23 protein-coding genes and 1 riboswitch are annotated in these 26,036 nt (G+C 46.7%); of the genes, 21 read left to right on the forward strand and 2 right to left on the reverse strand.

Features of this window, described 5'->3' with window-relative positions:
- The first annotated feature begins 4 nt into the window (after window positions 1–4).
- The 21 genes from CHX35_RS05405 to CHX35_RS05505 all read left to right on the forward strand — a co-directional run bounded on the left by CHX35_RS05405 (window position 5) and on the right by CHX35_RS05505 (window position 24,706).
- A complete protein-coding gene (locus CHX35_RS05405; RefSeq protein WP_091835063.1) occupies window positions 5–1,480 on the forward strand; it encodes a glutamate synthase subunit beta in 1,476 nt (491 codons plus the stop codon).
- 197 nt (window positions 1,481–1,677) lie between these two features.
- A riboswitch (cobalamin riboswitch) is annotated at window positions 1,678–1,869 on the forward strand.
- A gap of 146 nt (window positions 1,870–2,015) precedes the next feature.
- Window positions 2,016–3,575, forward strand: a complete 1,560-nt coding sequence (gene cobA / locus CHX35_RS05410; RefSeq protein ID WP_176391906.1) for a uroporphyrinogen-III C-methyltransferase — start codon at window positions 2,016–2,018, stop codon at window positions 3,573–3,575.
- A gap of 70 nt (window positions 3,576–3,645) precedes the next feature.
- Window positions 3,646–4,218: a cob(I)yrinic acid a,c-diamide adenosyltransferase gene (locus CHX35_RS05415; protein ID WP_091835069.1), complete on the forward strand. Its 573-nt coding sequence runs from the start codon at window positions 3,646–3,648 to the stop codon at window positions 4,216–4,218.
- Between the two features lie 49 nt (window positions 4,219–4,267).
- Window positions 4,268–5,989, forward strand: a complete 1,722-nt coding sequence (gene cobJ / locus CHX35_RS05420; protein ID WP_091835072.1) for a precorrin-3B C(17)-methyltransferase — start codon at window positions 4,268–4,270, stop codon at window positions 5,987–5,989.
- Window positions 5,990–6,037: 48 nt separating this feature from the next.
- Complete coding sequence (locus CHX35_RS05425; protein WP_091835075.1) at window positions 6,038–6,982, forward strand: sirohydrochlorin chelatase; 945 nt, start codon at window positions 6,038–6,040, stop codon at window positions 6,980–6,982.
- A 1-nt stretch (window position 6,983) separates the two neighbouring features.
- Entirely contained in the window at window positions 6,984–7,775 is a 792-nt protein-coding gene (gene cobK / locus CHX35_RS05430) for a precorrin-6A reductase (RefSeq protein WP_091835078.1), read from the forward strand.
- Complete coding sequence (locus tag CHX35_RS05435) at window positions 7,756–8,400, forward strand: precorrin-8X methylmutase (protein WP_425435294.1); 645 nt, start codon at window positions 7,756–7,758, stop codon at window positions 8,398–8,400. Before cobK ends, CHX35_RS05435 begins: the two co-directional genes overlap by 20 nt.
- A 31-nt stretch (window positions 8,401–8,431) precedes the next feature.
- The gene (locus CHX35_RS05440) at window positions 8,432–9,568 is read left to right on the forward strand and encodes a cobalt-precorrin-5B (C(1))-methyltransferase (RefSeq protein WP_091835084.1); all 1,137 of its coding nucleotides are present in this window, start codon (window positions 8,432–8,434) and stop codon (window positions 9,566–9,568) included.
- Window positions 9,531–10,763 carry a precorrin-6y C5,15-methyltransferase (decarboxylating) subunit CbiE gene (gene cbiE, locus CHX35_RS05445; protein WP_091835088.1) on the forward strand — a complete coding sequence of 411 codons (1,233 nt, stop codon included), beginning with the start codon at window positions 9,531–9,533 and terminating at the stop codon, window positions 10,761–10,763. Before CHX35_RS05440 ends, cbiE begins: the two co-directional genes overlap by 38 nt.
- Complete coding sequence (cobI, locus tag CHX35_RS05450; protein ID WP_091835091.1) at window positions 10,760–11,491, forward strand: precorrin-2 C(20)-methyltransferase; 732 nt, start codon at window positions 10,760–10,762, stop codon at window positions 11,489–11,491. The genes cbiE and cobI overlap by 4 nt, the downstream gene beginning before the upstream one ends.
- A complete protein-coding gene (cobM, locus tag CHX35_RS05455) occupies window positions 11,488–12,285 on the forward strand; it encodes a precorrin-4 C(11)-methyltransferase (protein WP_091835094.1) in 798 nt (265 codons plus the stop codon). Before cobI ends, cobM begins: the two co-directional genes overlap by 4 nt.
- Window positions 12,282–13,397 carry a cobalt-precorrin 5A hydrolase gene (locus CHX35_RS05460; protein ID WP_091835097.1) on the forward strand — a complete coding sequence of 372 codons (1,116 nt, stop codon included), beginning with the start codon at window positions 12,282–12,284 and terminating at the stop codon, window positions 13,395–13,397. Before cobM ends, CHX35_RS05460 begins: the two co-directional genes overlap by 4 nt.
- Window positions 13,394–14,806, forward strand: coding sequence for a cobyrinic acid a,c-diamide synthase CobB (locus tag CHX35_RS05465; protein WP_091835100.1), 1,413 nt, complete (start codon window positions 13,394–13,396; stop codon window positions 14,804–14,806). Before CHX35_RS05460 ends, CHX35_RS05465 begins: the two co-directional genes overlap by 4 nt.
- A gap of 444 nt (window positions 14,807–15,250) precedes the next feature.
- The gene (locus CHX35_RS05470) at window positions 15,251–16,207 is read left to right on the forward strand and encodes an alpha/beta hydrolase (protein ID WP_091835104.1); all 957 of its coding nucleotides are present in this window, start codon (window positions 15,251–15,253) and stop codon (window positions 16,205–16,207) included.
- 478 nt (window positions 16,208–16,685) lie between these two features.
- Complete coding sequence (locus tag CHX35_RS05475) at window positions 16,686–17,093, forward strand: hypothetical protein (protein ID WP_091835107.1); 408 nt, start codon at window positions 16,686–16,688, stop codon at window positions 17,091–17,093.
- A 13-nt stretch (window positions 17,094–17,106) separates the two neighbouring features.
- The gene (locus CHX35_RS05480; protein WP_091835111.1) at window positions 17,107–17,517 is read left to right on the forward strand and encodes a hypothetical protein; all 411 of its coding nucleotides are present in this window, start codon (window positions 17,107–17,109) and stop codon (window positions 17,515–17,517) included.
- 310 nt (window positions 17,518–17,827) lie between these two features.
- Window positions 17,828–18,310 (forward strand): DUF2975 domain-containing protein, encoded by a 483-nt coding sequence (locus CHX35_RS05485; protein ID WP_091835114.1) that lies wholly within the window; start codon window positions 17,828–17,830, stop codon window positions 18,308–18,310.
- Between the two features lie 10 nt (window positions 18,311–18,320).
- Entirely contained in the window at window positions 18,321–18,536 is a 216-nt protein-coding gene (locus tag CHX35_RS05490) for a helix-turn-helix domain-containing protein (RefSeq protein ID WP_091835118.1), read from the forward strand.
- A gap of 30 nt (window positions 18,537–18,566) precedes the next feature.
- Window positions 18,567–19,418 (forward strand): DUF817 domain-containing protein, encoded by an 852-nt coding sequence (locus CHX35_RS05495; RefSeq protein ID WP_091835121.1) that lies wholly within the window; start codon window positions 18,567–18,569, stop codon window positions 19,416–19,418.
- A gap of 363 nt (window positions 19,419–19,781) precedes the next feature.
- Window positions 19,782–23,582, forward strand: coding sequence for a dynamin family protein (locus tag CHX35_RS05500; RefSeq protein WP_091835124.1), 3,801 nt, complete (start codon window positions 19,782–19,784; stop codon window positions 23,580–23,582).
- Window positions 23,583–23,785: 203 nt separating this feature from the next.
- Entirely contained in the window at window positions 23,786–24,706 is a 921-nt protein-coding gene (locus tag CHX35_RS05505; RefSeq protein ID WP_245838652.1) for a polysaccharide deacetylase family protein, read from the forward strand.
- A gap of 57 nt (window positions 24,707–24,763) precedes the next feature.
- Here CHX35_RS05505 and CHX35_RS05510 read toward each other — a convergent pair whose 3' ends face one another.
- Together CHX35_RS05510 and CHX35_RS05515 are read right to left on the reverse strand one after the other, a co-directional pair.
- Window positions 24,764–25,252: a hypothetical protein gene (locus tag CHX35_RS05510; RefSeq protein WP_091835127.1), complete on the reverse strand. Its 489-nt coding sequence runs from the start codon at window positions 25,250–25,252 to the stop codon at window positions 24,764–24,766.
- Between the two features lie 46 nt (window positions 25,253–25,298).
- Window positions 25,299–25,793 carry a hypothetical protein gene (locus CHX35_RS05515; protein ID WP_091835130.1) on the reverse strand — a complete coding sequence of 165 codons (495 nt, stop codon included), beginning with the start codon at window positions 25,791–25,793 and terminating at the stop codon, window positions 25,299–25,301.
- Window positions 25,794–26,036 lie beyond the last annotated feature (243 nt).

Below are 26,036 nucleotides of genomic sequence, written 5' to 3' on the forward strand. Positions count from 1 at the left end.
TCACATGGGAAAAGCCACAGGTTTTATGGAATATGATCGGAAGACAGCAGCAGAGAGAGATCCATTATCCCGCCAAGAGGATTGGAAAGAGTACACCTTGCCTCTTCCTGAACAAGAACTAAAAAAACAGGGCGCCCGCTGTATGGACTGCGCGACTCCCTTCTGCCATACAGGAATTCCAATTAACGGGACGGATTCGGGTTGCCCCTTGTATAATCTAATTCCCGAATGGAATGATCTTGTCTATCGTGGACGTTGGAAAGAAGCCTTAGAACGTCTCTTAAAAACCAATAACTTTCCGGAATTCACAGGTCGTGTCTGTCCCGCTCCTTGTGAAGGAGGTTGCACGGTGGCGATTCATGATCCAGCGGTGGCCATTAAGAGCATTGAGCGAGAAATTATCGACCGTGGGTTTGCGGAAGGCTGGATCGTTCCCACCCCCCCAACGTCTCGTACAGGCAAAGAGATTGCAATTGTAGGCTCTGGCCCGGCCGGCCTCGCTGCTGCGGATCAGCTAAATAAAGTGGGTCATTCCGTAACGGTATATGAACGGGATGATCGCATCGGTGGATTGTTGATGTATGGGATTCCGAATATGAAACTAGAGAAATCCCTTGTCACTCGGCGCATTGAGCTACTCAAAGCGGAAGGTGTCCGTTTTGTCACCGGTGTCGAAATTGGAAAAGATCGCTCCCTCGCAGATCTGCGGGAAGATGCGGATGCTATCATCCTGTGTGCAGGTGCTCAGAAGCATCGGGAACTTGGTCTACCGGGGCAGGACTTAACGGGAGTGTATCCGGCAATGAAGTATTTGACGCAATCGACGAAGGCGTTGTTGGATTCCCAATATGAAGCCAAGATTGATGCAGAAGGGAAGGATGTCATTGTAATCGGTGGCGGAGATACGGGTGCCGATTGTGTGGCTACCGCGTTGCGTCAGAAATGCAAGAGTGTTGTCCAATTTGGTCGTCATCCACGCTTGTCAGAGGAGCGGGAGGAAAGTAATCCATGGCCCCAGATGCCCCATGTTTTTACCATGGATTATGCCTACAGTGAGGCCAAGGCTCGTTTTGGCGCAGACCCTCGTCGCTATTCTGTGATCACGAAAAAGCTTGTCAGTGATGAGAACGGTCATCTGAAGGAACTGCATACGGTAGAAGCTGATAAAATGGTAGCGGAAGATGGAAGTTACACCTTCCGTGAAATACCAGGCAGTGAAAAAGTTTGGCCAGCTCAGCTTGTCTTTGTCGCGACCGGTTTTGAAGGCACAGAGGATGCTCTACTAGAAAATTCAGGTCTTCACCATAAGCGACAACGCATTTCTGCAGAGTATGGGGAATATACCACCAATCTGGATGGCGTATTTGCTGCAGGAGATGTGCGACGTGGGCAAAGCTTGATCGTATGGGCAATTCATGAAGGTCGTGAAGCAGCTCGTGAGTGTGATCGCTATGTCATGGGAGAAACTAATTTGCCGTAAGATCCAAGAACCAAGGAATGGCCGCCGAGAGGCGGTTTTTTTTGTAGGAAGTGTAAGAAGATTCATTGATTTTTAAATACAAGTAAAAGAGGATAGACAAGACTCATGGAAAGCGGTACGATAAAAGTACGCAACAAATTGGGCAAGATCGCTTTTCTTCATCGAGGAATATTGATTTTGGGTGAAGAGATGACAACTTTATCGATGAATAGATAGGTGCCGACTATCCTATGGGTAGTCGGTTAAAAGGGAAGTTCGGTGTAAATCCGACGCGGTCCCGCCACTGTAAATGAGAGCGACCTGCTTCATGTCACTGTTCCAGAAGGAATGGGAAGACGCAGGAAGCGATGATCATGAGCCAGGAGACCTGCCTATCTATCCTCACCATTCAAAACCTACGAGGATAGGGAGGTGACGCGATGCGCATAGAGCGACAAAATTGTCGACGTATGCTTAACTTTCGTGTACATAAAACGCACTCCTCAAGGGAGATGCGTTTTTTTGCTTGGTTGGATACATGGAGAGGAGTGGCTTTGTGGAGAAGGGCGTTGTGTATCTGGTAGGTGCTGGCCCTGGTGATCCTGGATTAATAACGGTTCATGGACGCCAACGTCTAATGGAGGCAGACGTTGTTTTATATGATCGATTGGCGGATGCGCGTCTATTGGAATTTGTTCCTGAACATTGCGAATTAATTGATGTAGGAAAGCGTCCCCAAAGTGAACGATGGGAGCAGGGAGACATTAATCGCGCCCTTGTTCAGCAAGCTGAGGCTGGAAAGTGTGTGGTGCGATTAAAGGGAGGAGATCCCTTTGTGTTTGGTAGAGGGGGGGAAGAAGCGGCTTTTCTAAGAGAGGCAGGAATTATGTTTGAGATTGTGCCGGGCATTAGTTCCGCACTCGCTGTGCCTGCCTATGCAGGGATCCCTGTAACCCATCGGGAATACAATGCGTCTTTTGCTGTCGTAGCAGGACACGAGGACCCGGATAAGGACGAAACCGCTGTTCGGTGGGAGCATTTAGCGAAGGGGCCAGAAACACTCGTTATTTTAATGGGAGTAAAAAATCTTTCCATCATCTGCGAGCGTTTGCTGCAATACGGTCGTTCACCTTCTACACCGATTGCCTTAATTCGCTGGGGTACACGGTCCAATCAAGCCACTTTGACGGGGACCCTTGCGGATATTGTGGAGCGGGTAGAGGAAGCTGCTTTTCGTTCACCAGCAGTCATTGTAGTCGGAGAAGTGGTTAAGGAACGAAAACGACTGGCCTGGATAGAAAATAAACCGCTCTTTGGACAGCGGATCTTGGTGCCACACACACAGAGTCAAGAAAATAACCTTGTTCAGCAAATCCATGAGAAGGGAGGGGAGGCAATTGAAGTCCCTGTAGCGCAATGGATGCCTACAATAAGTTTGGAATCACAACTCCGCCATGTTCCTATCCCCAGGTGGGTATTATTTTCCCACCGACAGGGAGTTGAAGCTTTTTTCAGCACAATTGGTAAGATAGGTGGCGATATTCGTCAATGGGCAGTTTGCGGTTTTATTGCATGGGGAGAACAAACCGCTCAAGCGATGAGGGAAAGAGGCGTGCAAGCGGATGTGATAGTGGATTCGATGTCATCCTTTGTCCAACTGATGGAATCGAGTGTAGAGAAAGAAATGGACTTGCTTGTTATTCGGGATCCCTTCTTTCCGAAGGGTGATATGGAGGAACTCAGGCGAATCGGTTACCGCGTATCCGACATCCAGGCGTATACGTCGCGAAAAATTGCAGGTCAGTTCAAAGGGGGGTTACAGCAACTGAAGGAAGGTGCTGTCGATTGGATCGCTTTTACGGATGCGTCTATGGTAAATCATTTTTGTGACAGGATGGATGAGGCATGGTCCGATTGGATGAGTGTTTGTCGTGACATTCCAGTAGCATGTATTGGGCCGAAGACAGCTACTGCTGCAAAGGAGCGGCAACTGTGTACGCGCGTATTCCCAGACCCCCATACGGTCGAGGGGATGATTGCTGGAATGCAAGCCATGAGGAACATGAAAGATCCCAACGTGAAGATGGGAGAAGGTCTAATTGCGAATGATCGATGAGAAGTGGAGAAAAAGAGCATAGGAGCATGAAAAATCATCCGATAGAGATTGGATGAGGGGAGAGTGTTGAATGCGAATTTATACGCGGCGTGGGGACGCTGGCAAGACTTCTGTGATTGGTGCGAGGGTAGCAAAGGATCATATTCGAGTGGAAGCCTATGGGACAGTGGATGAAGCTAATAGTTTTGTAGGCGATGCGATTGCCTCCATGAGGGAGCGTGCGCCTGTCGATTTTGCAGATGTGATTCAGGAACTTGTCGAGGTGCAACAAGAGTTGTTTGATGTGGGTGGTGACTTAGCTGTGGTGAAGGGGAAACGCCCCTATAAAGTGTCTGCGGACTATGTCACACGCTTGGAAAATAAGATTGACATCTATTTGGAGCAAACCCCTGCAGTGAAAAAGTTTATTCTCCCAGGGGGGACATCGATCGCTGCTGCGCTACATATTTGTCGCACGGTGGTCAGGCGGGCGGAACGCCGGGCAGTCACCCTCTCCCTAGTAGAGGAAATCAATGACGAAGCCTTACGCTATCTCAATCGAATTTCGGACTTGTTTTTTGTCCTTGGCCGGGTAGCCAACGCACGTGAAAATCGTGAGGATGATTTGTATGTACGTAGTGGTGACGTATTTCGCCAAAAATGAGGCGTTGTACGTGAAATATAACGCTTGCTGATCTTGTGGAGGTGGGAAGATGGCAAATAACAAAGGGAAGTTATTAATCATTGGGTTTGGTCCCGGACACTTTGATCATATGACGGAGCGAGCACGCCAAGCCATAGCCGAAAGCGATGTGATTATCGGATACAACACCTATGTGGATTTGATCCGCGAGCAAATCTCCACACAAAAAGTTGTTCGTACAGGAATGACCGAGGAAGTAAGTCGCGCCCAAGAAGCTGTACGACAAGCGGAATTGGGTTTGAAAGTAGCGGTTATCTCCAGTGGGGATGCGGGTGTATATGGCATGGCAGGTTTAGTGTATGAAGTGTTGATTGAACAGGGCTGGCAAGTGGAGAGTGGGGTTGAAGTGGAAGTGATCCCTGGTGTTTCTGCGATCAACTCCTGTGCATCGCTACTTGGGTCCCCCATTATGCATGACGCTTGTACGATCAGCCTAAGTGATCACCTCACTCCATGGAATACCATTGCTCGCCGTATTGAAGCGGCAGCCTCTGCCGATTTTGTGATCGCGCTTTATAACCCACGCAGTGGTCGGCGTACGCGCCAAATTATCGAGACCCAACGAATATTGTTGGAACATCGTTCACCGGATACCCCCGTGGGATTGGTTAAAAGTGCGTATCGTAAGCGGGAACATGTCATCTTGACCCAATTGGACAGGATGTTGGAACACGACATTGGGATGCTGACAACGGTAATCATCGGCAACTCTACGACCTTTGTCTATGATGGATTGATGGTGACACCACGTGGTTATCAACGAAAGTATACGTTAGATGGGATGGAACAAAAGTTAAAGCCTCATCAACGCTTGAAACCAGAGGCAGAACCGTGGTCGCTAGCAGCAAGTCAAAGCATCAGTGAAGATCAAAAGGAGAACAGAAAGGAAGAGCGGGTCGATGAAAATCCTTCATCGACCGGAGAAGGGCAATCCTCTGCCCATGCCAGGTCGACGGCATATTCCATTTCAAGTGCTGTTGCACCACAAGCTCTTGCAACGGAAGCCCTATCCCTCTTACAGAGAAAAGGCATGATCATGACAACGGCGTTGGAAAAAGAATCCGTAGGGGTAGAGCGTGTTGTTTCGATTTTTGAAGTGGCAGTATCGACGGGTTTGGCAGAGAAACGGTGGACACCGGGTCAAATGAAAACCGTTGCTGAGATTGCAGGTGATGAGGGCGTCATCGAATACAGTCAGCATCATCGCCTCATGCTTCGCATCCCAACAGACCAGCCGGATGCAATCGTAGCCCAGTTGGAGAGAGACGGATTTTTAGTGGAACCCGTGGGAAACACCGTTCAGGTAAAAGCATGTGATTTTTGTCATGGGGATAAAGGCGAATCGATTCCTTATGTCGAGGAGCTTCATCGCCGTATTGGTGGACTCGCTGTTCCCAAGGAATTGAAGGTTGGCTTTAATGGGTGTGCCATGGCATGTTATGGAGCCGCAACGGAGGAGATTGGGATCGTTTTTCGCCGCGGAACCTGTGATCTATTTCTAGGGGGAAAGAATATCGGTCGCAATGCCCACTCTGCAGAACGAGTTGCTGAAGGGATGGAGCCAGAAGCGATGCTGGATGCAGTAGAGAAAATCGTCATGGAGTACAAAGAAAAGGCCAATGCCAATGAACGATTTAACAAGTTTTTCAAACGAGTTCCCGAAGTGGCTGGGTTTCGCTCATCAGAGGCTCCGCAACCCAAAATTCCAGAGCTCGCCTGTGGTGAGCAATGATGAACAGGACGAGTACATCTTCAAATATATCAAGGGGGAAAGGTAACGATGGAGGCTATTTTATTTGTTGGACATGGAAGCCGAGATGAGGAAGGGAATCAGGAGCTACTCGCCTTTACGGAAAAGGTGGCTCAATATCTACAGGAGCCCATTATTGAGACTTGCTTTTTGGAATTGACACAGCCTGATATCCCCCATGGAGTTGCTCGTTGTGTAGAACAGGGGGCGACGCATATTCGGGTGATCCCCATCATGCTTTTTGCAGCCGGTCACTCGAAAGTCCACATTCCCTTTGCCATTCACGAAGCGAAAGAGAAAGTCCCTAATGTGGAATTTAGCTATGGTCGTCCCTTTGGAGTGGAGAAGGAGATTCTGCCCATTTTAAAACGACGAATCCACGAACATGCCATGTTAGCGGATAAAACACTTGATAATCGTGAGGATCTGGCGATTTTACTGGTTGGGCGGGGATCGAGTGATGGCGATGCAAACAGTGATTTATATAAAATTGCCCGTTTACTCTGGGAAAAAATGCCTGTGAAATGGGTGGAGAGCGCCTTTATTGGGGTGACCCATCCGCGGTTTGAAGAGGGGTTAAAGCGATGTGAACAAATGGGGGCTTCCCGTTGTATTGTGGTTCCTTACTTTTTGTTTACAGGTGTCCTAATTAAACGCATGGATGATTTGTTACGAAAATTTTCTGCAACAGGCGGAGGACTTCCTGTGAAGATGAGCACCTATTTAGGGCTGGATGAGGATTTGGTGCATGTGTTGCTGGATCGGGTGCAGGAAGTTGCGCAGGGGGGAGGGGAGGATTGGGAGGCGCTTGTTGCAAAAGCGCAGGCCGATGGACATCATCCCCATCATCACCACGACCACGACCACACCCATGATCATCGAGACCATGGCCACAGTCATCCTTCCATCGATTTCAGCGGTTCCGATTCTCCACAAGTGATCACCTCATCGGTGCGTCATCAGGGAGGCAAATAGATTGCTTCTCTTTTTGGCAGGGACAAGTGATAGCCGGGAGTTAGCGCTACGGGTGCAGTCAGCAGGGTATCCACTTTTAGCATCAGTGGTTACGGAATCGGCGGCAGAAAGTTTACAAGCAGTGGGGATTCCGGTGCGATCAGGGAGGCTGAATGAACAACAAATGGCGGAACTGATCTGTGAGCGACAATGTACGGGCATTGTGGATGCGAGTCATCCCTTCGCAGAAGAGGCATCCCTTACGGCAATGGAAGTAGCGAAGAAGACTGAGGGATTTTATATTCGATATGAGCGGCCGGCAGGAGAGTATGGAACTCATCCATCACTAAGAGTGGTTCAATCCTATGAAGAGGCTGCGGTGGAAGCAAAGAAATCCCCGGGTGTTATCTTATTGACCACAGGGAGTAAGACACTCGAAATTTTTACGAACCAACTATTAAATCAGCCGGGAATCCGTATGATTGCAAGGATGTTACCCCGGGAAGACAATCTGACGAAATGTGAAGCGCTGGGGATTCCCCAGCGAGATATTGTTGCGATGCAGGGGCCTTTTAAAGAGGAATTAAATCGTGCCTTGTATGAGCATTTTGCTGTAACCACTGTGATTACGAAGGAGAGTGGCAAGGTAGGTTCCGTCGATGAAAAAGTAGGTCCTGCTTTAGATATGGGGCTCAACGTCATTCTTATCGCACGTCCGCGTCTTGATTATGGATGTGTATATACCCAGATGGACGATGTCATGGAACATTTAAACAAAGGAAAGGGTGTTGGGGATGTCCACTCAGGAATTTAATCCCGTGACCACACGGCCCCAGGAGATTGAAGATCTTAGCTTTCGCATGATCACCGAGGAATTAGGTGCCCATTCCTACTCCCCAGAGGAATTTCGCGTAGTACAGCGAGTCATTCACGCTTCTGCCGACTTTGATCTGGGTCGAAGTTTTGTTTTTCATCCCAAGGCGGTGAAGGCAGGGGTAGAGGCGATTCGAAAGGGGTGTGCCGTCATTGCGGATGTACAGATGGTTCAGGTAGGGATCAGCAAACCACGCCTTAGCCAATTTGGTGGTGATGTTCGGGTGTACATCTCGGATAAGGATGTGATGCAAGAAGCAAAGAAATTGGAAACCACACGTGCGATTATCTCGATGCGTAAAGCGGTCCGCGATGTAAAGGGAGGGATCTATGTTATCGGAAATGCTCCCACGGCGTTACTGGAATTGATTCGTCTTGTGAAGAAAGGGGAAGCAAAGCCTGACTTGATTATAGGCGTTCCGGTCGGATTTGTTTCCGCTGCCGAGTCCAAGGAAGAATTGGAAAAAGTAGAGGTCCCATACATTACGAATCGTGGTCGAAAAGGGGGAAGCCCCACAGCGGTAGCAGCGATTAATGCCCTTTCTGCATTAGCTGTTACGCTCTGATGGAATCGGTAAGGGAGAGGAGAGCACTGACATGAAACCAAAGGCGGAAGCAAAGGATCCTAAGGAGATGCGTCATGGGTATACCACCGGTGCTTGCGCTACAGCGGCAACAAAAGGAGCACTCCTCTCCCTACTTACCGGATCACCTATCGAAAAAACCAAGATTCTTCTTCCAATTGGGGAGTGGGTTTCCTTCCTTACCCAATGTAAGGATTTAGACGCCAATCATGCGACGTGTAGTGTGATCAAGGATGCGGGTGATGACCCAGATGCAACACATGGCGCTGAAATCCTCTCAACCGTTCGATGGACCTCAGAAAAAGGAATTCACCTGGATGGAGGCAAGGGAGTGGGGCGGGTTACAAAACCAGGGCTTCCCGTACCAGTGGGTGAAGCGGCGATTAATCCAGTTCCTCGTAAGATGATCCACCAAGTGGTGGGGGAAGTCATGGCTGAATGGGGAGATGACCGGGGTGTGAGTGTGGAGATTGCCGTCCCTGAAGGTGAAGAGATTGCAAAAAAGACGTTAAATGGTCGATTGGGCATTGTGGGGGGGATTTCGATTCTCGGCACAAGAGGGACGGTGGTTCCCTTCTCCACGTCAGCCTATCGTGCGAGCGTCGTACAAGCGATCTCAGTGGCGCGATCAAACGGTTGTAACCATTTGGTTCTTACCACAGGAGGAAGTAGCGAAAAACATGGGATGAAGCTCTTTCCTACGCTTCCTGAAGAAGCCTTTATCCAAATGGGGGATTTTGTTGGCTTTGCATTAAAGCATGCGAAACGATTAGGGGCAAAGAGAGTTACCCTTGTCGGAATGATGGGGAAATTCTCCAAGGTGGCTCAGGGTGTCATGATGGTTCATTCCAAAAGTGCACCCGTCGATTTTAATTTTTTAGCCGAAGTAGCCACCGAGGTAGGGGCTCAACCTGAACAGGTTGAGGCAGTTAGAAAGGCCAATACAGCCACCCATGCCGGTCAAATCATGGAAGAGGCAGGGTTCCTATCATTTTTCACTTCCCTCAGTGAAAAAGTTTGTCAACAAGGAGCCAAGCATATCGATGGGGGACTCGAGATTGAGACCATTCTCGTAAAAATGAAGGGTGAATGGTTGGGAAGGGCGGTATGGAGTGATGAACAAAGTGAAAGTGATTGGCATCGGAGATGATGGGGGAGATGGATTGCCTCCTCACTATCGACAATGGATTGAAGAAGGAGAGGTTATCGCAGGAGGGGAACGACATCTCTCTTTTTTTCCAAATCATTCAGGGGAGAAAATCTCTTTTCAGGGAGGTATTCGCCCAGCTTTATTGCGGGTGAAGGAGGCTGCTACTACCCGACAGGTCGTTGTGCTCGCTTCGGGGGATCCTTTCTTATATGGCATTGCTTCCTTAGTCATCCGTAGTGTTGGAGCTGACAAGGTAGAAGTTCATCCTCACCTTAGCTCAGTACAACTCGCATTCGCGCGGATGGGAGAGAGTTGGCAACAGGCTCATGTTGAAAGTATCCATGGACGCGGAATGAATGGACTTGCGCAGCGAGTGAATGGAAAAGAGAAGATCGCAATTCTTACAGATGATCACAATACTCCAAGGAAATTGGCCGCTTATTTGCTACAGTTTGGGATGAGCGAGTATGAGGCTTTTGTTGCAGAAAACCTAGGAAGCCCTTCTGAGCAGTGTAAATGGTACGACTTAGAGAGGTTGGCAGAAACAGATTGCTCTCCTCTAAATGTCGTGATTTTAAAGCGTAAACCGGAGGTTGTAATTCCTCACTGGGGAATGGGGATCGATGATCATCACTTTTATCAACGGAGACCCGAGAAAGGACTCATCACCAAAAAAGAAGTACGAGTGTTAAGTCTAGCGGAGATGAACCTGAAACATGACAGTGTAGTTTGGGACATCGGTGCGGGCTCAGGTTCTGTTTCGGTGGAAGCGAGTAAACTGGCTCCCCTGGGCGAGGTGCATGCGATCGAGAAAAATGAGGCGGACTTAGAAAACGTGACAGCCAATCGTGTGAAGTTTCGGACGGATTTTACTATTGTTCATGGAAAAGCGCCTGCTGGATTAGAGGCGTGGCCGTCCCCACATGCGGTCTTTATTGGCGGAAGCGGTGGCGAACTCGACGAATTGCTCCGCCACTGTTGTCGACGATTACTACCAGGCGGGCGGATCGTTGTGAATGCTGTGACAATAGAAACGCTTACGCAAACCCTGCATCTTTTTCAAGCAGAGGAATTTGCGACGCGAATGACCATGTTGCAGGTGGCACGCAGTAAACCCATTCTCTCAATGACGAGGATGGAGGGCTTAAACCCCGTGTATGTCATCTGTGGTAGCCGAAAGGAGGATCATCAATGAGCGAATGGGTAGAAAAAAAGCACGCGATCGGTCGATTATATGGGGTGGGAATTGGCCCAGGAGACCCAGAGCTGATCACTGTAAAAGCGTTCCGTGTGATGAAGGAGTCCTCTGTGATTGCTTATCCGAAAAAGCGGATGGGTGAAAAGAGCTATGCCCTGACCATCGCTGAAACGTATATCCATCCAAGGGAGAAAGAGATGCTAGGTTTGATCTTTCCTATGACAAAGGATCGTCAGGTGCTAGAAAAGGAATGGGACCGTACGGTGAACAAGGTGTGGGAACGACTGGTTCAGGGACACGATGTGGCCTTTGTTACCGAAGGGGATCCCATGTTGTATAGTACGTTTATCCACATGAGCCGGCGGATGAAAGAAGTGCATCCAGAGGTTGAGATTGCCTCAGTTCCTGGTGTGTCTTCCGTCAATGGTGCAGCCTCACGCTTAGATCTACCCTTAGCGGATGGGGATGAAAAGATAGCAATTGTCCCCGCGACAGAGGATCGCGAAGCGATGAAGAAAATCCTTCAGGATCATGATTCCGTAGTTTTTTTAAAGGTAGCTAAAGTTATCGATAGCCTAATAGACCTTCTGGAGGAGTTATCGTTGGTAGATCGAGCGATGGCTGCTACCAAGGTTACCTCTTCTGAAGAGACGCTCTGGCGGAATGTAAGAGAGCTAAAAGGGGTTCATCCGGGTTATCTGACCCTATTGGTGGTGAAAAAATGAAAGCCTTGGAAGCAAAGGTGTATATCATTGGGGCAGGTCCAGGGGATCCTGATTTGATTACCGTTAAAGGGAACCACATCCTGTCTACCGCAGATGTGGTGCTCTACACAGACTCTCTTGTTAGTGAGAAATTAATCGCTCGCTCCCGTTCGGATGCCATCATTCGAAAGAGTGCGGGGATGGCATTAGAAGAGATTGTTGATGAAATGGTGCGTTATGTAAGGGAAGGAAAAAGTGTAGCACGGATCCATACCGGGGATCCCGCTGTATATGGTGCGATTTTTGAACAAATGGCAAAGTTAAAAGAAGCGGCTATCCCCTATGAAATTATCCCAGGCGTAAGTTCGGTATTCGCCTCAGCCAGTGTACTCGGAGCAGAACTAACCATTCCAGAACTCACCCAAACCCTCATCCTCACCCGCGTCGAAGGACGAACACCCGTGCCGGAAAAGGAAAAGCTACGCGATCTGGCAGCGCATCATACGACATTAGCGCTCTTTTTGAGTGCCACATTAACAAAAAAAGTAGTCAGAGAACTTCTGGAGGCGGGATGGTCAGAGGATACCCCAGTGGCTGTGGTACAACGGGCAACCTGGCCCGATCAGAAGATTCTTCGCTCCCAGTTAAAAACCTTGGATGAGGATATGCGCCATGCGGGAATTCGTAGTCATGCGATGATCTTAGCGGGGTGGGCCTTGGATGAGAAATTAATCGAGAAGGCGGAGCATCATCAGTCGAAACTGTATGACAAACGCTTTACCCACGGATATCGAAAAGGAGTCATGAACCAATGAGACGCATTGTAATCGTAGCGATTACAAAGCATGGGGCACAAATGGGAAGAAGGCTCATCAAACAGATGGAGAGTTATGATCTTTGGTATATGGATAAATTTCGTCAAGGGGATGAAGAAGCGCTTGGAATCCAGCTCTTCTCGGGTTCCGTGCGCAAGGTTCTTCCTGAGCTCTTTAAGGAGTACGAAGGAATTATTCTCATCATTTCTCTCGGAGCAGTCATCCGCATGATCGCGCCTCTGCTTCAGGATAAAAAAACCGATCCAGCTATCGTCGTGATGGATGACCGGGGCGAGAATGTGATCAGTGTGTTATCCGGACACTTGGGTGGAGCCAATGAATTAACTCGCCAGGTAGCAAACCAGCTGGGTGCAAGCCCTATCATTACCACGGCATCCGATGTGCAAAAAACCATCCCCGTGGATTTATTTGGACGGGAGTTTGGCTGGGAGATAGAAAGTTTCGATCGTGCCACCCCTGTAAGTGCTGCAGTAGTTAATGAAGAGACGGTGGCGTTGATCCAGGAATCAGGTGAGCGAGATTGGTGGAAATATGATAAACCGCTTCCGAGTCACCTTCATCTCTTTTCCTCCACGGAGGAAGCACAGTCGACTAGCTTCCAGGCGGCATTAGTTGTCACCCATCGTCTATTATCGAATGACGAAGAAGATACCTTCTTACGTAATGGAGTGTTATATCGACCGAAAGTAATTGTGTTGGGGATGGGGTGTAATCGAGGAACCTCTCTCGAGGAATTGGAGCAAGTGGTACTTGATACGTTGGCGGAACAGAGGCTTTCGATAACAAGTGTTAGAAACATCGCTACCATTGATATTAAGCAGGATGAGTCCGGATTAATTGCGCTGGCGGAAAAATATGGATGGGGTATTGAAGTGTTCACACCCGAACAATTGAACCAGATTAAGTTATCCAATCCGTCAGAGACCGTCTATCGATTTACAGGGGCCTATGGAGTATGCGAGCCCGCTGCGCTACTATCAGCCGGGGCACAGAACTGGTTACTCGAGAAGAAAAAATCAGGGAATGTCACGCTGTCCATTGCACTTGTCGATCATCTTACTCAATTGTATCGATCAGAGGTGAGTTCATGAGTCATTCAACCCGACCGCGATTGGTGATTGCCGGAACTGGAAGTGGGGCCGGGAAAACAACGGTGACCCTTGGGCTAATGGCGGCTTTTACTCGAAGGGGAAAGCGAGTGCAAGGCTTTAAGATTGGTCCCGACTACTTGGATCCAAGCTATCATACAGCGGTAACCAAACGTCCTTCGCGCAACCTTGACACATGGATGATGTCCCCTGAACAAATGCTTGAAGTATTTATCCGTGGCGGTAAAGAGGCGGATCTTTCCATTATCGAGGGTGTTATGGGGATGTATGATGGAAAAGATCCAATGAGTGATCACGGCAGTACTGCGGATGTTGCGATTCATTTGGAAAGTCCGATCATTCTCGTCATGGATATTGGTAGTATGGCGCGGAGTGCAGCAGCCATCGTACGTGGGTTTCAGAGTTTAAATCCCCGTGCAAAGATTGCTGGTGTTTTTCTCAATCGAGCCGGAAGCGAGGGGCACTATCAACTATGCAAAGCAGCCATTGAGAAAGAATGCCAGATTCCTGTTGTCGGTTGGCTTGGAAGAGAAGAAGGAATTGCCATCCCGGAACGGCATTTGGGATTAATCCCTGCTGTGGAACGTGGGGATTTGGACCCGTTGTTTGATACTTTAGCCCATGCAATGGAAAAGACCGTTGATTTAGATCAGCTTGAAAAACTGGCGACAACGGCTCCAACGCAAAGCGAGCCGGTGCCTACGTTGTTTATTCCACAAAAAAATTCAATTCAAGAAGATCCTCCTGTCATCGCGGTAGCCCGTGATGCAGCATTTAATTTTTATTACCCTGAGAATCTCGAACTCTTGGAATGGTATGGTGCAACCCTATGCTATTTTTCACCACTCGAGGGAGAAAAAGTCCCGGTCGAAGCAGATGGGCTCATGATTGGCGGAGGGTTTCCTGAGGAATATGTTGAACAATTAGCCAGTCAAGAAAAGGTAAAGGCATCCATTCGAGAGCGGGTGAAATCAGGGATGCCCACATTTGCAGAGTGTGGTGGGTTTATGGTTCTCTGTGAAAGGATCCGCACCTTAGATGGTCGAAATTTTCCAATGGTCGGTTTAATTCCTGCAACGGTAACGATGACCGATCGATTAGCTGCCCTTGGGTATCGAGAAGTAAGGGCGAACCAGGATACGATTCTCCTAAAAAAAGGGGAGAGTGCAAAGGGACATGAATTCCGTTATTCAACGCTAGAGGAGTCAAAGATTGGAGATAAAATAGCCTACGAAAGTATAGGTCGCCGTGGGGCTACCTTTGAAGGTTATGTTGCGGGTAATCTACTTGCTGGCTATACCCATCTTCACTTTGCATCAAATGGTTCGATGGTCCAACGATGGCTGGAAACTTGCCGTCAGTACCGCAAGCAAAAAATCACACAAAAATAAAATTAAAAAATCATGGCTTTTTGGACACAAAACAATACCCTGTTGCGAATAATAGAGTAGGAAGCATTTCTTCCCACTCAAGGGGGTCTTGGTAGAGCACTGGCATGGCATATGCCAGTGCTCTTTGCTTTGCAAAAAAGTGGATATCAAGCCATCTTCTTTTTTATATATGAAAGATTCGTAGGTAACGTTTCAATCGTTACAATAACGAGGGTGTTGAGTTATAAGCATGCGGGGTGGCATGTGAGCCTTAGTGCGCACTGTTTTTGCGATTGTGGGATGTCGAATGGGTAGGAAGTTGATAAAATACGGATAGGAAACTTCCCTTCGATAACGCTGTACGTTGAAGAAAGCATGATTGCAAGAGTTAAGCGAACTCCTGGATGGGTACGAATGAACGGGTTGTTGAATGAATCATCTCTTGGCAGAAAGAAGGTTGTCATGATGAAAGTCGAATCATTTACCTTTACTACACACGATGGTGAGAACATCTTTGTGCACAAATGGCTTCCCGAAGGTGAGGTAAAGGGAACGGTGCAGATTGCCCATGGTATGGCGGAGCATGCTGCACGCTACCAACCCTTTGCAGAAGCGTTAACGCAGGCAGGGTATCGTGTATTTGCCAATGATCATAGGGGACATGGGCAAACAGCCAGCACACAAGAACGATTGGGTCATTTCGCAGATGAAGATGGTTGGATGCGGACGATTACGGATATGTACGAACTGACCAAGGAAATCAAAAGAGAATTTCCAGATGAGCCGATCGTTTTGTTTGGTCATAGTATGGGATCTTTTCTCGCCCGTCGGTATGTGCAGTTATATGGCGAAGAAGTGCAGGGCCTTATTTTATCGGGTACAGGGACGGATCAAGGATTCTTAAGCTTCTTAGGGCTTACTTTGGCAAAATTACAACGAAGGGTGAAAGGAAAACGAGCACGCAGTAAATTATTGGATCGCCTCTCATTTGGTAAGTTTAATCAATCCTTTCAACCGATTCGCACCTCATTTGATTGGCTTTCTCGGGATGAAAAGGAAGTCGATAAATACATTGAAGATCCCATGTGTGGACAGATTGCTACCACTCAGTTTTTTTGCGACATGATTGCAGGCGTAAAGGAATTGGACCGAGTGGAACAGCTCCGAAAAATTCCTAATCACCTTCCTATCTATCTATTTTCAGGAGAGAAGGATCCGGTAGGAGCAGAGGGCAAAGGAGTGAAGAAAGTGGCTCACCTTTTGCGACTGGCAGGCAATATGCAGGTGAATGTAAAGATATATGAGGAAGGGCGTCATGAGATGCTCAATGAGATGAACAAAGCGGAGGTTTATCAAGATGTGATTGCATGGTTGGATCAGTATCTGACACACGAGCCCCAGGAGAAGATCAATGAAGCATAAAGGATCCGTATGGTGAGCGAGGATAGCAGGATAGATGGGTGCCAAATATAGCAAACCATTATCGTTTAAAACTGCCTAGGATGAAACGGAAGGATTAGATCTGGACATAAGGGAATCACCGGTTTTTAGTTAGATAAAGTCTGTAACCCTCATGGGCGGGTTACAGACTTTTGTTCTTTTTGGCGATTCTAAGAGGCTGGTGTATGTGTGGCGTCCATACTCAGTAAATCATATATCGATTGACATTTGGGTAGCGTCCTTATTGTCAATACACCATGCTGGATTCCTTCTACCTTAGACATGGGGTGTTTACATAGGTTTAACGCCCGCACCCCGTCGATCCTTCAGCATAATCTAGTCCAAGAACTGATATTTTGAAAAATAAAAGGGTCAATTTAAGTAAATTCGTTATTACCCGTGGGATTGACTCGGATGGAATAATGTGATTGTTCTAAAAATAATTGAGGAGGAAATTATTATGCCATTTATACCAAGAAGAGTCCCCTTTTCTCAAAGCCTACAACGGCAACTGGCGGGGGCGAAGGGAGAAATTGCGGCAGTTTTATTTGTGTCCCAATCCCAACGGTCAATTCCAAAGCCACAAATGTCCCTCACTTTACGTGGAGGAAGTCAACTTTCCGTTGCCTATAATTTAATCGTACAACAGCTGTTTACTTCAAGTACTATCCTTGCTCGGCAATTTGCCTTGGGGAAAAATAGAAATCAGATTCGTAAAGCTTCTACGCTGCCAAGGTGGGCCTCGCTTCCGATTAGAGAAGCTAGACAAGCTACTGGGGCCGCAATACAAGATCCGTTAACACCCAAATGGGCGTTGTTTCACTTAAACCGAGCGTATACAGTGTTAACCAATTTAATCGATCGATAAGGAGGGGTTTATTTTGAAAACTCAAGGTGTGGGGCGTGTCCGCTTGCCCTTTTCTCCCGCACTCGCCGAAGCAATTATACAAGCTAAAAGTAATACGGCTGAAGTACTTCAACAGAATCAACAATTAAAAGCACAGCCTGAAAGTAATCGAGCCCTCCCAGGAACAATATATAGTGGAATATCAAAAGCCAACCAACTACTCATTCAAGAACTTCGAAGTTCTGCTTCAATTATCGCGGATCAAGTGGCTATTGGTCGGTCACTTGCAAATATTAAAACGGCATCTTCGATTCCTTTATGGGCGCTTCCACCTATTCTAGAAGCGAGAACGGACATTGTTCGTGCGTTAAATAATCCGTTAACCCCAGAATGGGCGGTTGTTCCTCTTCGCATTGCTAAACGATTAATTACCCGCTCTTTGTAGTCTGGTTTAGCCTTAAGGATTTTGTCTCAGTATTGCTGTTGTTAAATGGTTCACTCTGTCAAATGCGAAGAAAAGTCGTTTCCCCCTGGACCATGGGGAGCGGCTTTTTAGTACTTTTTGCGGAGGTCCATGTTCGTTTTCCAGTCGAAAAATGCGACTTCCTTTGTGCGGATATGTTTGATGGAGCGATTGCTTGTGCAAGGAGGTTTTTCATTTTGACCTGACTAAAATATAAAGATAATTTTTTATTGAAAAACGATAAATATTGATTTATAATCAATGTTAATTAAACCAGGTGAGGTGTTTCTCCATGCATCGAGGCTCCACCATTATGTTACGGGTTACGGTTTTTCTGATTGGATTTGCGATACTTTTATTGTGTGTACTTGGGTTGCCGAAGATAGCGCTGAATATATCACGAGAGCATATGGAGGAGGCTTTGTGGTTTTATCCAGCTCTAATCGGGATGTATGCTGCAGCAGTTCCCTTTTATATGGCCTTGTTTCAGGTATTCCGGCTGTTAAACTTCATTGACAAGAATCAAGCTTTCTCAGTATGTTCAGTGAAATCGTTAAGGAAGATAAAATTTTGCGCAATCACAATTAGTCTCATCTATACCATCCTCATGCCATTTTTATATTTTATTGGGGTAAAAGAGGATGCTCCTGGTGTGATCCTAATGGGATTGATCTTTATTTTTGCCTCCCTAGTCATTGCCGTATTTACCGCTGTGCTTCAAAAGATCTTACAAAGTGCCATCGATATAAAATTAGAAAATGATTTAACAGTTTGAGGTGAATATCATGGCAATTATTATTAATATTGATGTGATGTTGGCTAAAAGGAAAATGAGCGTGACAACGCTATCGGAGAAAGTGGGAATCACCATGGCCAATCTGTCTAAATTGAAAACGGGCAAGGCAAAGGCTGTGCGATTTTCAACCTTAGAGGCCATTTGTAATGCATTGGAATGCCAGCCGGGAGATATTTTAGAATACCAAGATGAGGAAGATGATTGAACTTCGTAGAAGACGGTTGGAGGTACTCCAGTGAGAATGTTAAATCAGCTTGCGCGCTTCGGTTGGGAACAAGCGCTATCTTGTTTGTTTCCTGTTGTTATTTTTGTCTCCCTGGCCGTTACACAAATCATACCCCTGCCCTTTCTACCCCGGTATGATTGGCTGCTTCTCATCTTTCTCTTGATGCAATGGTGGATGGTACGCTCGGGTATGGAAACGCTGGATGAATTAAAAGTAATCACATTGTTCCATTTATTTGGGTTAGGACTTGAGCTTTACAAAGTGCACATGGGTTCTTGGGCATATCCAGAGGAAGGTTATTCTAAATTTTTTGGGGTACCTTTGTATAGTGGATTTATGTATGCGAGTGTTGCAAGTTATCTATGCCAGGCCTGGAGAAGGTTAGAGGTTCAGTTAGTAAAGTGGCCACCATTTTGGATGGCTACATCGCTTGCAGTGGCCATCTATTTAAATTTTTTTACCCACCACTATTGGGTGGATATGCGCTGGTGGTTATCTGGACTGATCATCATTGTCTTTTGGCACTCACGCGTTACGTATTTACTCAATGGTGTTCGTTACCAAATGCCTCTAGCACTATCCTTTGTGCTGATCGGATTTTTTATTTGGATCGCCGAAAATATTGCGACCTTCTTTGGCGCTTGGCAATACCCTAATCAAAGAGAGGGATGGAGTCTTGTTCATCTAGGAAAGGTAAGTTCATGGCTCTTGTTAGTCATTGTCAGCTTTCTAATCGTGGCCACCTTAAAAATAGTGAAGGCAAACAAGCGGGTTGATTCTCTCCATTCGGAAGTTGATAAAAATGAAAATAATAGAGGGGATTCCTTCTTGGCAAAATCGACTCAGGTGGAAGGGATGTAAAATCGCTCTTCAAAAATCAAATCAATAGGGATATCCATCGAAAAAGGCAGCCTTTTAATCGCTGTCTTTTTCTATCATTTTCTCCAAAAGAGTACTTTTACTTTTCAAGTGTAAGAAGACATTGTAAGGTTTCTATCTCATGGGGTGTTGATCGGGTTCTACAAAAAAAGGAACTCGTTGTATCAGATGATCGATTGAAAATGAAGCAGTATTTTATTGGGAGATTGATTTTGTGTTGTAGTGATTTTCATCTTATCAGGAAAGCTAGGAATAACGTTTACTCTGAATGGCTCCTGTATTAACATAGGGATATTGGTGTATGGGAACGGGTTTCGCCTCGTCCTAACTGGAAACGTGTCTTGAATGATTAATTATCTTGATGATTTCAATGGATCGCTTCACCACACGAAGGAAGCGGATGACTTTGAGTGGATGCATCTGATTATTTTAGAAGAAGGGGATCTACCCATGCTGGATACCACTGATTTACAGGAAATTCATCGTTATTTATATCTCACGCAGAAATTGAAAGCGCACGGAGATTCACAGCGTGGGGAGAAGATGTTAGATCTTGCGAAAAAAGCCCGTTCCCAGGAGTTTGTGTTGGCCTTATGTGGGCATTTTTCGGCTGGGAAATCAACCATGTTAAACGCGTTATACGGTGAAGAGTTACTCCCGACCAGTCCAATCCCGACCAGTGCCAATGTGGTTGCCGTCCGAAAAGGGAAGGACCGGGTTGTCCTGACACTACGGACTGGAGAGCGGTTGTTGTACAAAGGTGCCTATACTGAAGGTGAGTTAAAGGCACTGGCAAAGAACGGGGATGAGGTCGTTGCGGTTGATGTTTGGCGATCCACAGGGAATTTGCCAGATAAAACGGTGCTTCTTGATACGCCAGGTATCGACTCAACCGATGATGCGCACCGAGTGGCAACTGAGTCGGCTCTTCATCTTGCGGATGTCCTCTTCTACGCAATGGATTACAACCATGTCCAGTCCGAAGTGAACCTACAGTTTGTTAAAGAATTAAAGCAACGGGGAAAACGAGTGTATTTGGTGATTAATCAGATTGATAAACACCGTGACGAAGAGCTTTCTTTTGCTGACTATCAGCGAAGCGTGGAAAAGTCTTTTTCCGATTGGGATATTCATGTGGATGGGTATTTTTATACGTCTTTACGAGAGAAAGACCATCCCCATAATGAATGGGAACGGCTAAAGGCGACATTTTCCCATATGATGAAAGAACCCGGTGAGTGGGTAGCACGGAGCATCCGCCAAGAAGCAACGTATCTGATAGAAGAGCATATTTCGGATCAGGAGCATCGACTTGTAAGGGATGCTGGGACAGACCAATCTACCCAAGCTCTGTCTAACCTGGAACGAACTGTTGATATATTAAAGCAAGAAAGCGAAGGAATACAGCAAGAATTAAATCAAAAAAAATCAAGTTTTCTCCGTACCATCGACGAGATTGTGAACAATGCGTATCTGTTCCCCTTTGAAATGCGGGAGAGGGCTAAGGCGTATTTAGAGACGAAGTTAACCGACTTTAAAGTCGGTATTCTATTTGCAAAGGGGAAAACTGAGCAGGAGCGAGAGCGTCGACGGAGGGTCTTTTATGAAGCGTTATGTGAAGCAGTAGATAATCAACTGGATCGACATGTGCGCGAGGCGACTGTTCGTTTTTTGAAGGAGAACGGTGCGTATCAAGATGAGAGAGGTCAAGCAATTTATGGGGCGGATCGCTCCTTTCAACCAGAGATGCTGGAGAGAATGGTAAAGGCAGGTGCTAGCTTAACTGGTGATTATGTACTGAAATATACTTCGGATTTAGCTGCAGCGATTCAAGGGGCAAGCCAACGAGAAGCAAGGGTTTGGTTAGAACATTTCCTTGAGGAAATTGAGGGGCAGTTAAGGAGCCGATTTGATGAAGTAAATGGGCGCCTATACGAAATGGAAGAACGTCTAGTGGCTCAACGTAAGATTGCCCAGCAACAAGAAGAGCTTACTTCCTATCATACGCAATTAATGGAAGTGCTCTTCTCGGATGTGCCTAGCGAAAAAAAGCTGACAGAAGAAGAGCGAAATGCATTGGGTTTTGATGACGTTGAGAACGAGTCGGGGGATACGATAACGGCTTCCCTTGCCGATTTGATTTCATCAGAAATCCCCTCTGTTGCAGAAAGTGAACCAGTCTCCTCGATGAAAGAAGTGCCAAGAGACCAAGAAGAGAAGGAGCCGTTAGTAACGGATGAACCTGAACAACTTGTCCTTGCGAGTGTGCAAAGGGTCGAAGCGATTTTAAAAGGCGTAACGATTGAGAGTTTATCCGTTTATCGCAAAGAATTGGCAAATAAACGAAAGCGAGCGACAGAACGGAAATTTACGGTGGCCCTTTTTGGCGCCTTTAGCGCAGGCAAATCTTCCTTTGCTAACGCCTTGATGGGGGAAGCCATTTTACCGGTCTCGCCCAATCCGACAACCGCAGCAATTAACCGAATCGGGCCCCCCACAGAGGATCACCCCCACGGGGAAGCCGTGATCACCTTTAAAACCGCTGAAACACTATTGGAGGATTTAAAGCAAATTTATCGGTTGTTCCATCTGCAAATTGAAACATTAGCGGAAGGTTTGCAAGGCATTTCCGCATTGCTCAACAAGCCAATTACTCACCCTCGTCAAAAAACCGCCCTTCCCTTCTTGCAAGCTGTTGGTGAAGGATATGAACGTTTCGCCGAACGACTCGGCCATACGGTGACTCTTCCTCTTGATGAGTGGTCATCTTGGGTGGCACAGGAAGATAAAGCGTGTTTTGTGGAGGTTGCGGATCTCTACTATGATTGTCCGCTAACCCAGCAAGGAGTTACGCTCGTGGATACTCCAGGGGCGGATTCGATCCATGCACGGCATACGGATGTTGCTTTTCGTTATATTAAAGAAGCGGACGCTATCCTCTTTGTTACCTACTACAATCATGCCTTTTCTCGGGCCGACCGAGAATTCCTCATTCAACTTGGTCGGGTGAAGGATGCCTTCTCGATGGATAAGATGTTTTTCCTGATGAACGCTGCGGATTTAGCGGCTTCTGAGGAAGAGAAGCAAGGGGTCCTCCGATATATCCAAGACCAGCTTCTTTCCTACGGGATACGGAATCCACGTCTCTATCCGGTTTCAAGTTTACTCGCCTTACAGGAAAAGAACGGTCAGCACCTTGAACAACCTTCAGGAATGGCTTCCTTTGAAGACGCTTTTTACCGCTTCTTAAGTAGCGATTTACAAACGGTTTCCCTGCATAGTCTTCAAGAGGGTGTGAAAAGAGCCCTGGGGATGATGCGAAGTTTGCACGAAGCAGCTCGGCAAGGAAATGATGAAAAAGAGCGGCAACGAGAGCAACTTCAATCCCAACTCAACGCTTTTCAGAACCTGGTGGAAAAGGTGGATGGCGGAGCGGAGGAATATGCACTCCGCCGTGAAATTGAGGAACTTCTTTACTATGTTCGTCAGCGAATGTTTCTGCGCTATAAAGATGTCTTTGGAGAAATCTTTAGTCCGGGGGTGTTGCGGGAGGATCGTGGTGATATAAAGGAGATTTTTCGTTCATGCATCTTGGAATTGATCGATTTTCTACGCCATGATTTGACACAAGAACTTCGGGCAACCTCCCTTCGCATAGAAGGGTGGGAGCGTCATCGTCTGACTGAGCAAGCCCATCAATTCGCTTTAGCGAGTCAACAAATTAATTCCGAGTTGCTCCTTTCCGAGGAACCTACCTTGTCGGTGGCCATTCTTGAGTGGGAGACGCCATTTCCAACATTGTCACTCGACTCCTTTAAGAAGATCACAAACTCCTTTAAAGGGAGTAAATCCTTTTTTGCCAAGGATGATAAGGCACGAATTCGCGAAGAGATGAAGGAAATATTGGAGTCGGCTGTGCAAGGGTATGCGGAGTGGGCGAATGAGAAGATGTACCTTCATTATCAAGAAGCGTGGCGGAATGCCCTGGTAAACATGAAAGAACAAGCACAACTTGAAGGAACACGTTGGTTTCGTGGACTTCTTGGTGCTTTGACAGAGCAACAGGATCCAAGTCTCCTCGAAGGAAAAGTCATTGCTTTAGAGAAAGAAGTCACAGAAATGGCAAGGATTTTGCATCGAAAGTAACAAGAAGTGAGCCCATGGTATTTGCTATCAACACGTTACGGAAGAAACAGGTAAACGATTCGATGACTGCACGCAACTACCGTCGTCAATCATGCCATAATAAATAGAGTTTCAGTAGGATCAAAAATCGCTCGTTCCGTAGGGGAGGGCGACTTTTTGTAAACATTAATCGATCGATGGAATGAAGCGAAGAAGGTGAACCGTTGCGTAAGCGTGTAAAATGGATAGGGATGTTGGTGATCGTGACATTGCTAATGATCGGAGGCATCGTATATGGGTTGATTCCGTATTCTCCCATACCTGATCCACAACCAAAATCCAGCCGAATGACTTCTCAACAAAAGCAAAACAAAGTCAAAGACAAAGAGATGCCTTCTTCTCCTTCTATGCATCTTTCACAAGAGAGAGTAAATCACGTACTCAAAAAGTATGAGGATCGTACGCCGACTTATTGGGGAGAAAAAGTGCCGGGTGTCAGGCTACGTTTACCTACTAAGGAACGGGTAATGGCCCTTACCTTTGACGCGTGCGGAGGTGCAAAGGGAAGTCAAGTGGATGAAGGTCTTCTTCGATACTTGGCGAGTGAAAAAATCCCTGCTACCCTATTTATTAATAGCCGGTGGATCGATGCGAATCCGAAACGATTTCGTCAGTTGGCTAAGAATCCACTATTTGAAATAGCCAATCATGGTACCGAACATCGTCCTTTATCAGTCAATGGACGATCCATCTATGGCATAAAAGGAACGAAAAGTTTAAAGGATGCCCTTGATGAAATCGTAACCAACCAGCGTAAAATTGCTTCCATCACAGGGAAAATGCCGCGATACTTTCGATCTGGGACGGCCTATTATGATGATGTCACAGTGGCTGCCGCCAAGGAGTTAGGGATTGAGGTGGTTAATTTCAATATCCTAGGGGATGCAGGGGCGACCTATAATCGGTTACAGGTGAAAGAAGCACTATTTCATGCACGTCCAGGATCGATTGTGATCGGTCATATGAATCACCCTGAGGGAGAAACCGCAGAGGGGATACGTGATGCGGTACCCTTACTGCGTAAGAAAGGATACCGCTTTGTAAAGATAGAGGATATAGAGAAGCACAGCGAAAAAGTCCACTAACAAAGTGGGCTTTTTCGTCGCTGATGATTTGACAGGAGGTAGACCAATTTCCAAAAATCAAGGGCAACGGGTGGGGCACTGGGGAATAGGCGTCATGCGCAGGATACGCAAAGCTCTCGAAATATTTCGATTGGCGACATCAAAATAAATATAGGTATTTTCACCGATATATTCATTGCTAATTCGCATTTTACAATAAAGCGCATTATTAAACGTGCGAATGACGCCAGGGATACCAGAGAAGTCACCCCTCGCTTGAATCACTTTCTTTTCACGAAAAGGAATGCCCAGGTTCTTTAAGACGTTCCGAGTTTTAACCAAGTCTCTCCTTCTTTCAACATTGGGTTGAGAGACAACAACGCGAACACGTCGACGTCTACCAATGGCTGTCTCAAGAATTCCAGTAATACTTACGTTTCGGTCAGCTAGGCCACTTAAAAAGCAAGCATACGTCCTTGGTGTGGCGGAGAAGTTAAATTGGGTACGTATAAAAAACCGTGGACCACTCCCTCCGGAGATCTGAATGGGGCGCTTTCTATGAATCATGTTCACCCCCCTCTCTAAGGAGTTGGATTATCAATGGGCATGTCAATTATGGGCAATTCGTGGGGCATTGAGGAGGGCTCATCATACGTAGAATACGGAGGGCTTGCGGAATATTTCGATTGGCTACGTCAATATAAATATAGCTGTTTTCACCAATATAGGTGTTGCTGATTCGCATTTTACAATAAAGCGCATTATTAAAAGAACGAATGACCCCAGGGACTCCCGTGGGAATGTTAATCACTCTGGCTTGAATCACTTTCGTTTCACGAAAAGGAATGCCCAGGTTCTTTAAGACGTTCCGAGTTTTAACCAAGTCTCTCCTTCTTTCAACATTTGGTTGAGAGACAACAACGCGAACACGTCGACGTCTACCAATGACTGTCTCAAGAATCCCAGTAATACTTACGTTTCGATCAGCTAGGCCGCTTAAAAAGCAAGCATACGTCCTTGGTGTGGCGGAGAAGTTAAATTGGGTACGTACAAAAAAGCCCGATGCGTTTCCCCCAGAAAGTTGTATGGGGTGGTTTTTACTCGCCAAGTCTTCTTCCTCGCTTTCAGTGTCATTCTATATTCAATAGTATGAAGGAAGAGATTTGCAGGCACGGCGGTTCATCTATCTTTCTTTAACAAATGTGCTATTGAACCGATGCGCATTTTTATCTGTTTGCAAGGGGACCCTTGAGAATCTCCATCGGACATTTGACTGAGAAAGGAAGGGTCGATCGGAGGAGAAGGGCATTCCTTCAATGATCTGATGCGGTTTGCAATCGTGGATGATAAG

Source organism: Marininema halotolerans, from assembly GCF_900116235.1.
In the GTDB taxonomy this organism is placed as follows: Bacteria; Bacillota; Bacilli; order Thermoactinomycetales; family DSM-45169; genus Marininema; species Marininema halotolerans.